Genomic DNA, 8,664 nt, shown 5'->3' with positions numbered 1-8,664 from the left:
TTATTAAGACCAAGCTTTGAGGATATATCGCTTATACCCAAAGATTCTTTCGACTGGACAAGGAGATTAAGAATAGTGAAGCACTTGTCTATGGCAGGTACTTGTTTGAAGGTTTTGGGGACTATAAGGACCATTATTATTTGTCCTCTATATCAAACATATGTTTAATATAAAAAACAACAATTATTTATGTCAAGTAAAAAATGAACTTTTTTATCAATGCTGTTTCCTGGATTCTAACCGTCTCCCGCAAAATCAGTACCAGTACCAGCTTTCCAAGTATCTGACGATGGGGAAGAATTCTGTAGCCTGTGATTTTGCTGGGAGCTACTGGTCGCCCCTTCTTACAAGTTCTTCTATAATAGATTTATCCGCTTCAGGGAAGTCGTAACCGGCAAGGTCAGGGGGTCTAACCCATCGCACCTCTTCGTGAGCGTTTAGGCTGAATGAATCATTAAGCACATACGCCCGGTAGGCCAGGAGCTTGATTGTATAATCGGATGTGTACCTATACTCGCTTGAGCAAATAAAATCACCGACCTCTGCTATCGTACCGAGTTCCTCTTCAAGTTCACGTTTCAGGCACTCCTCGTTGGTTTCTCCCTCTTCAAGCGTGCCACCTGGAAACTCCCATTTACCGGGATGCTGTTTTCCTCTATTTCTCTTTGCAATAAGTATGCGGCCGTCTTTCTCAATCACAGCGGCTATAACAATTTTAGGATTGGGCTTCTTCGTCATTAAGAGATAATTACTTTCCGGTTACCGCTTTTAGGCCTCGTAAACCGATGGTCGTTTTGCGCTCAACAAGACTGATTCCATATATTATTACTTGAAGAGAATATCATAAACCGCCGATGCGGTCACAGTCATTTTTTGTATCCCGATGGGAGGGAGAGAAAGGAAGCCGTCTTCGGTTGACAAAGGACTTGCATAAATGTATTATAGCTCATTCGTAATTCTTTGTGAACCACACCGGAGGCAGTCATGGACTTTTTAAGCAATATGGGCAATGCAACATTTTTCCAAGGGCTTCTTGAAATCATCTTCATAAACATCATCCTCTCGGGAGATAACGCCGTGGTGATCGCTATGGCGGTTCGCTCCCTCCCTCACAAGCAAAGGCAGTGGGGCATCATGCTCGGTACAGCAGGAGCGGTAATACTCAGAGTCATTCTGACTTTTGTAGCCGCGAAGCTCCTCGAGATATCTTTTGTGAAGCTCGCGGGAGGTTTGCTCATCCTCTGGATCGCTTTCAAGCTTATCCTACCTGAAGAGGAAGAAGAGAACGCGAAGGAGGTCAGCGGACTCAGGCAGGCCATCATCACCATACTCATGGCCGACCTTGTAATGAGCCTCGACAATGTCCTAGGGGTCGCGGGAGCAGCAAGAGGCGATTTGGCCCTTCTTGTGATCGGCCTTGCTACCAGCATCCCCATAGTGGTCTTTGCAAGCAACATCATTACCAAACTCATGGATCGTTTTCCTGTAATCGTCTTGATCGGAGCAGCCATCCTCGGAAGGGTCGCAGGGGAGATGATCATGAGCGATCCATGGATGGTGCACAAATTTGGACATCCCAGCCGCATCCTTGATTACGGCGTACAGCTTGTGCTGGCCGTGGGAGTTGTGGTAGCGGCCAAGGTTTGGGTCAGATACCGCCACAGTACTTTGAAATAGAAGCCGGCCGCTTGGATTAGATACCACCGTTTGCGCGGTACTGTACTGTAAGGTCAGGTTACACCGAAGCCTTAGGACCTCCCCGCCGCAAACTGCGGGGTCCCGTGTTTACGACTGACTATTAGGAAGTACCCCAAGGGGCGGGGAATTAGACCCGCAGAGATTAAAGGAACAAGCATCACGGTCAAGTTCGAACGGTAGTTCTCCAGTTAAACTGGAAAACTACCGTCTTCGTCTGGAGTGAAAATCAACTGCAACTTATCAGCGAGAGTTTCGATCAATTTCGACAGATACCAAGGACAGAGAAAAATTGATGCTGGCTATCAATCAAACGATTAAGCTACGTGGTAAAATAAATCAGGACGATCTAACGCCGCATCTTTCTCTGTCATTAGTGGAGGTTTACGTCTCACCTCGTGGTACGCCAAGCGGTGAGGCGGATCAGATTTTTCGAAAGCATCAGTTCTTTATCCCTAAAAGAGATCGGGAGATTAAGGATTTTGCCGAGTTCATTTTGCATGTTCCCGAAGGGAACGTCGGATCCGAAAAGAACCCTTTCCGGTCCTATAGTTTCTACGAATTTTAAGATAGTATCCTTCGACGCAAGGGCCGTATCAAAGTAAACGGAAGGGTTGGCTTTAAAGCGTGCCAGAAAATCCAATGGATTGCCTCCCAGCATACCCAAGTGCGGAATTATAAGTCTCAGGTCACACGCCATCTCCGCGAATTTCTCGGTGAAAGCAAGTTCCTCCTCAAAAATAACGGGCTTGCCGGTCTTTGTGAGTTTCCGTATAAGTGCGGGAAGACTTGGGTCTTTCAGTACGTCATAATTTGAAGCAGAATCCTGCCATCCCCTCATCCAGTGCCATTTACCGCCAAAATAACCTTCGGGTACGGGTTCAAAACCTGCGGCATCGTAGTTCTCCCTTATGTAATGATACGGTATGAACCCTTCCCGGCGCTCCGCCTCGCAAAACACATCGATATTTATATCATTGCCGGCAATAGCCGTAGAAGGAAAAGGTATTATCACTACATGAGATACGCCGGAATCTTCCTGCTGTTTCCTTAGTTCCTGTGTAGTCACTTCCGTCCCGAGGGTCAGGGAGGGACCCCAGTGGGTATGGCTGTCGATGATGCAGTCGAACTCCATGGTTGAAAGATGCTTATCATAGATGGTATAGAATTGTAAAGGGTCCGGTAGCAATTCCAACATAAAATACGCTGTGAAATGCGCCTGAGAAAGGCCCTGTGTTTGATGGGACCGGGAATATTCTTAGGTGATTTATGCTAAGCGTCTCAATTCCCCGGTTCCTGCCCCGAACTGATTGGGGGCACGAAATAGATAAGGAGTACGCCTATGGGTGAGATAAAAACCCCACTACTCACAGTTGATATTATCATCAGGTATCGGGATGGCATCGTTCTTATTGAGCGTAAGCACCATCCGAAGGGATGGGCGCTGCCTGGGGGGTTTGTGGAGATTGGCGAATCCGTGGAAGAAGCCGCATCCAGGGAGGCAAAGGAAGAGACATCCCTGAATGTGACACTGACCGAGCAGTTCCATGTCTATTCCAAGCCTGATCGCGACCCTCGTTTTCACACCGTCACAGTGGTCTTCATTGGCGATGGGGAAGGTACCCTGGAAGGCGCGGACGACGCGAAACGGGCGAAGGTATTCAGGAAAGAGAGTCTGCCCGACCCCATTGTATTTGACCACGGAAAGATCCTTTCCGACTACTTTGAATACATAAAGACCAACAAAAAGTTATCCTAAGCAGGGGCAGAGCGGACTGACGGATCCTTGGATGTCCGGCGCCTTTTGTCCGCAGGACTTTACTCCAAGGAGCCTATTGCTTTCTTTATCCGGTCGAACCCCTTTTTGATCACTTCCATAGAGGTGGCAAAGGAGAGTCTCAGGTAACCTTCTTTCCCAAATTCGATGCCGGGCACCACCGCAGTGTGAAATTCCTCAAGGAGAAGGCCGGTAAGGGCCGTGGATGTATCTATCTTCTTTCCCTTGTATGTCCTACCCAAGACTGAGGTGAAATTAGGAAAGACGTAAAAAGCCCCCTTGGGATTATAGCAGGTAATACCTTCAATGCCGACAAAACTTGATACTAGGAAATCTCTCCTCTTCTTGAATTGTTCGAGCATCATGGCAATGCTCTCCTGAGGACCAGCGAGAGCTGCTATTACCGCTTTCTGAGAAATGGAAGTGGGATTAGATGTGCTCTGACTCTGTATGTTCGACATGGCTCCGATCACTTCAACGGGTCCGGCAGTAAAACCAATACGCCACCCCGTCATTGAGTACGTCTTCGAGACTCCGTGGGCGATGATAGTCTTCTCTTTGAAAGCCTTGTCGAGAGAAGCAATGCTCGTATGGGTATATTCATCATAGGTCAGCTTTTCGTAAATCTCATCCGATATGATGTAGAAACCTCTCTCCACCGCCATCCTTCCTATCTCTTCAAGGTTTTTGAGAGAATATACGGACCCTACAGGGTTCGAGGGATAGTTCAGGACTATAGCTTTCGTCTTAGCCGTCAGGTGTCGCTTCAGTAAATCAACGGTGATCTGATAGTCTTCGTTCTCCTGAGTCTCCATGATGACTGGTTTCGCCCCTGCGAGCTCTACCATGGGAGGGTAGGAAACCCAGTAGGGGGAAGGTATCAACACTTCATCACCTTCTTCAAAAATCGCCTGGAAAAGGTTAAAGAGGGAATGTTTCCCTCCGCATGAAACAAGAATCTCTCCTCGCTCATATTCAAGGCCGTTATCTTTTCTGAACTTTTCGATAATCGCGTCTTTCAGAGTATCAATACCACCCACCGGGGTATACTTGGTAAATCCTTCGTTGATCGCATCAATCGCAGCTTTCTTGATATGTTCTGGGGTATCGAAATCAGGTTCGCCTGCTCCAAATCCCGCAATATCTATCCCCTGCGCTTTCAAGGTCTTTTCCTTGGCTGAAATTGCGAGGGTCGGTGACGGTTTTAACGCCTGGGCTCTTTTTGATAGCATATTAGAACTCCCTTGGTTTAATAATTATTTCCTTGACCTTGATGTGAAAAAATCGGTTCGAAGAGTTCGCCTTTATGATACATGCAGTGTCGGCTCCCTTCCCCGTTCCTGCTACGGCTATGACGTCATCGAAAGGTATGAATCCTCCATCCGCCGCCATGGCGACGATTTCCACGCAGACCTTTATTCCTTGGGAAAACATGCGGAGAGTATTTGCAATGAGGTCCTGCTCAGAATATCCCGTCAATCCACGGATCGCAGTCCCCAAGTTCCTCAGCACCATCGTTCCAGTCAGCACCTTTATGCCAGATTTCGACAACACTTCTTTGATTTCAGGAGGGAAAGTCTGGTTGCCTTCTTCGCCGAAGCCCGTATTGTGAGTTACCACCGTAATATCAAACTCCTCGGCTGCGGCTTTGTCACGAATGGCCAAAGCGCTGAATCCCGTGGTCGATGCAATCACAATATTCCTGATCCCGTACGCCTTTCCGCACTGGAGGGCAGCTTCAATTGTAGCCTCGGTATTGTCTATCCCCGGCTTTTCGTGCTGCATATTCCCGCCTCTCCTTAAGCTCATAGATTTATCGGGCCGTATTTCTCACATCATTTTCGGATAACTTTCTACCAACCGTCAGAATCATGTAACCAGATACTCTGCATCGGTGAGACGGACACGCCGAAAACACCTTCAATGCAGGTCTGGTCCGGAAACCACTGTCCGGCGCTTAGTGCGCCGTCGCTAAACGGTGGTGTATACCACGGAACCGCCTCTGGCCATCAATCACAACTTCCGGTCAAAATTCTTAGCGATATTCTCTACAACATCACGTGCTGCGTTGTCAATCAAAATATGTACGAGGTTAACAGACAAAACCGGTGCATCAGGAAAATTCCTTCCTGAATATAAGATCAGGACGATAAAATAGGGTCCGCGTGAATCCTTATTTTACGTAAGGTATCCCCCGTCACCTTAAATCGGTCGTCCATCCTGTGGCCTACGACCCATATTATGTGATCGTCCGATAGAAGGAGAGGGATATGCCTTCTCTTCTCCCGGGGAATCTTTTGGGAGATGAAGAAATCTTTCAGTTTGACCAACGCTTTCATGCCTAAGGGGACAAATCTGTCCCCTTCACGAAAGGACCTCACCTTCAACATCCCAAGTTTATCCTCATCGAAAAGGACGGTGAGAGGGTCGAGAAATACGAGCGGGGTCTCGCCTAATTCCCTCAAAGATTCTATCATGAGGGTAATATTGAACGGATCCAGTCTGTTCGAACCCTCCATCACAGGGAGGATGTCCATCGAAGGTGACTGAGGGTTCAATTTGGTGATTGTCAGCCTATCGTAAGTCTTCTTTACCCTAAAGCCATGGGGCAGTTCTGCTGCCAAATTGGGTCCCAGACCCATTAGGACGTTATTTATCTGGCGCATATGCTCTCGCAAGGCGATAAATCCCGGCTCCAGTTGATCAAGGAGGTGCGCCATCACTCTGAATCTTGTCTCTTCATCAAGTCCTTTCAGAGCCTCCACCCCCAGGGAAGCGGTTTCATCGTCCCACGAAATACGGGTCTTCATAAAATCATGTGCTCTCGCGTCGAACATCCGATTCACTGCGATAAGATCATTAAGGAGGAAAGAAACCTTCTCCCTGAACGCTGGATTCAACTCTTCCATCAAAGGGATTATCCGTTTTCTTACGAAATTTCTTTCATAGACCGTCTTTTCGTTTGAGGAATCGTGAACGAAAGAGACATTATACATGCGCCCATACTCTTCTATCTGCGCCCTTGTCGCTGTGAGAAGAGGCCTGACTATATTGTCTCTCTTGACCGGGATCGCTGAAAGTCCCCTAAGTCCGGTACCCTTTAGCATTCTCATAACGAATGTCTCCACCTGGTCGTCAAGGGTATGGGCGACAGCAATCTTTTGATAGCCCTGTTCTGCGGCCGTCTCCCTGAAAAACCCGTATCTCGCGTCTCTGCCCGCATGCTGTAGAGACTTACCCGCTTCCCCTGCCTCCCTTTTCACATCAATCCTTCCGACATGACAGGCCAAAGAGAGACTCTCGGCAAGGTTTCTCACAAATTCCTCGTCCCTTTCAGACTCCTCCCCTCGCAGGAGATGATTGATGTGGGCTACGCCGAGATCGAACGATAGGTCCTCACTTATGCGGAATAACAGATAGAGCATGACGGTAGAATCTATTCCACCCGACAAGCCGACAAGCACCCGTTCTCCAGGCTCAATAAGCTTCTCTTTCTCAATTATCTTTTTGACTTTATGGACAAGAGTCACTGCAACAACACCGGCTTCTTTCGGAAAGCAGGAATTGCAAAACCGCCTCGCCAGAAGGGCTGCGCCGCTACGAACACGATGAACAATTTGACGAGCTGCAACCTGCGCATCCTGATCCTGAATTTTCCGAAGATGATTTGTACTTGTATCCAACTGAAAATCCAAAAGTAGACATTTTTTTTACCGGCTCCTTATCTCCGCATGACGGACATTCTGGTGTGTCGTCTTTGAAGACGATAAGCTCAAATTCATTTCCGCAGTTTTCGCATTTATATTCAAAAATGGGCATCTATACCCTCCTCTCGCAGTGATGCTCCTTTCATTTCCTTTCCCCTGAAAGCTCCCGGATCAGACCGTTTAGTGATTTTCTGTAGAACTCCATATCGCCGGCAGCACCGGAAACGGTCAAAGCCTTCTCTGCGTACGATTTGGCCTTCGAAAGCCGGTTCTTGAAAAAAAAATGGAAAGCCGATGCGTACATGAATAAAAAGAAAGCCAGCTCATTGTCTTTGTCAAGGCGGCTGACTTTCTGAAACAGCCTGCGGGCCGCCTGGTAGTATTCGCTCTCAAGGTAGCTCTGGGCCGCCTTGAACATCAGGAGTGATCGCCCGTCCCTGTACATATCATTGAGAAGCCGTTCAAAACCTCTTTTTCCGAATATTCTGACGAGCATTTTTTCGTTCTCGAAGATAAATCGAGGCACCAGATAGTTGGCCTTGTAAAGCCTTATTATATCCTTCAACTGTTCCACTAGTTCCCCCGACAGGATCTTTATTTCCTTCAGGCCTTCTTTCGTTCTCCTCTCCGCTTTATTTATGAGAATTTCGATCTCATGGACGATTTTCTTTTCGAGGCTCGTCAGTTTTTCGGAATCCATGTCCTGCTTCGGTTTATAATATTCGATCTGATAAAGGTTCTCTCGGAGCTTCATGGCCTCGTGAAAGACGTATCCGACCGTTATATCGTAGAGTTTTTCCTTATAGCTCGCCTCGGTGGAATTCCTGAAAAGGTCATGGCACATCTCCTTCAATCTGAAAAGACAGCTCTTTCCTCTATCGTCAACAAAATCCTCGACAGTTGAAAAAGAGAGGTCTCCGTGTTTGAAAAGATCTCTGCATTCCTCCGCTTTGGCAAAAACACAAATCGACTCCCTGATAAGGTCAACCTGTCTCTTTTCTATATTTGTCCTGTTCATCTTCTCACTCGGACTTGCTCGTCTCCTTTTATGAGGGTGCGCAACTATTCACCCTCTACCGAGCGCAAAGTCGCCCTGAATTGTGTCGATGGTAAATGACCATGTCGCTTATTTTCCCCTTGTACATCAGCTCCTTGGGTTCGCTGCAAGAAATAGTCTTCACAGTGCTCTTGCTGTTGATAACTATTATTCCGGTAAAAACGAGGATAAAACAGACAAACGCGAAGTTTCGGGTATTAGGATTCTTGGCTTTCGATTTTTCCTTTAGTTCAAAGAAGATATTGGACTCTTTTGCTTTGCACGGTGATTTCTTTTTCGCCCATGGCATAGATAAATTTTATCAGAAAACCGCCTGTTTTTAAATATTTAATTGAAAAGAGGCGTTCTGGCCGCCGTTATTCGCCAGAGCAGTCAAAACACCGGGGACGTCACTACGCAACGTTTTTCTGCAATTTGCAAAAGATAAA

Annotated in this window: 9 protein-coding genes; 2 read left to right on the top strand and 7 right to left on the bottom strand. The window is 47.2% G+C overall.

What is annotated here, in order from left to right; all coding sequences use genetic code 11:
* Window positions 1-327 precede the first annotated feature (327 nt).
* Entirely contained in the window at window positions 328-738 is a 411-nt protein-coding gene (locus tag LBQ00_06340; GenBank protein ID MDR2018469.1) for a (deoxy)nucleoside triphosphate pyrophosphohydrolase, read from the bottom strand.
* A gap of 246 nt (window positions 739-984) precedes the next feature.
* Here LBQ00_06340 and LBQ00_06335 point away from each other — a divergent pair, with 246 nt between their 5' ends.
* A complete protein-coding gene (locus tag LBQ00_06335) occupies window positions 985-1,677 on the top strand; it encodes a TerC family protein (GenBank protein MDR2018468.1) in 693 nt (230 codons plus the stop codon).
* Between the two features lie 409 nt (window positions 1,678-2,086).
* Here the strand turns inward: LBQ00_06335 and LBQ00_06330 are convergent, their stop codons facing one another.
* Window positions 2,087-2,893, bottom strand: a complete 807-nt coding sequence (locus LBQ00_06330; GenBank protein ID MDR2018467.1) for an amidohydrolase family protein — start codon at window positions 2,891-2,893, stop codon at window positions 2,087-2,089.
* A gap of 144 nt (window positions 2,894-3,037) precedes the next feature.
* Between LBQ00_06330 and LBQ00_06325 the strand changes: the two genes are divergently transcribed.
* Window positions 3,038-3,454, top strand: a complete 417-nt coding sequence (locus tag LBQ00_06325) for an NUDIX hydrolase (GenBank protein MDR2018466.1) — start codon at window positions 3,038-3,040, stop codon at window positions 3,452-3,454.
* Window positions 3,455-3,513: 59 nt separating this feature from the next.
* On the opposite strand, the gene LBQ00_06320 is transcribed toward LBQ00_06325, so the two are convergent.
* The 5 genes from LBQ00_06320 to LBQ00_06300 all read right to left on the bottom strand — a co-directional run bounded on the left by LBQ00_06320 (window position 3,514) and on the right by LBQ00_06300 (window position 8,197).
* Window positions 3,514-4,704 (bottom strand): pyridoxal phosphate-dependent aminotransferase, encoded by a 1,191-nt coding sequence (locus tag LBQ00_06320; protein MDR2018465.1) that lies wholly within the window; start codon window positions 4,702-4,704, stop codon window positions 3,514-3,516.
* A 1-nt stretch (window position 4,705) separates the two neighbouring features.
* A complete protein-coding gene (locus LBQ00_06315) occupies window positions 4,706-5,257 on the bottom strand; it encodes a hypothetical protein (protein ID MDR2018464.1) in 552 nt (183 codons plus the stop codon).
* A gap of 356 nt (window positions 5,258-5,613) precedes the next feature.
* Window positions 5,614-7,155, bottom strand: a complete 1,542-nt coding sequence (gene tilS / locus LBQ00_06310; GenBank protein MDR2018463.1) for a tRNA lysidine(34) synthetase TilS — start codon at window positions 7,153-7,155, stop codon at window positions 5,614-5,616.
* Window positions 7,070-7,291: a zinc ribbon domain-containing protein gene (locus LBQ00_06305; GenBank protein MDR2018462.1), complete on the bottom strand. Its 222-nt coding sequence runs from the start codon at window positions 7,289-7,291 to the stop codon at window positions 7,070-7,072. Before LBQ00_06305 ends, tilS begins: the two co-directional genes overlap by 86 nt.
* A gap of 30 nt (window positions 7,292-7,321) precedes the next feature.
* Window positions 7,322-8,197, bottom strand: a complete 876-nt coding sequence (locus tag LBQ00_06300; protein MDR2018461.1) for a hypothetical protein — start codon at window positions 8,195-8,197, stop codon at window positions 7,322-7,324.
* Between the last annotated feature and the right edge of the window lie 467 nt (window positions 8,198-8,664).

The organism is Syntrophobacterales bacterium, from assembly GCA_031274925.1.
Taxonomy (GTDB): domain Bacteria; phylum Desulfobacterota; class Syntrophorhabdia; order Syntrophorhabdales; family Syntrophorhabdaceae; genus PNOM01.
This window is presented reverse-complemented; position numbering and strand designations above follow the sequence as displayed.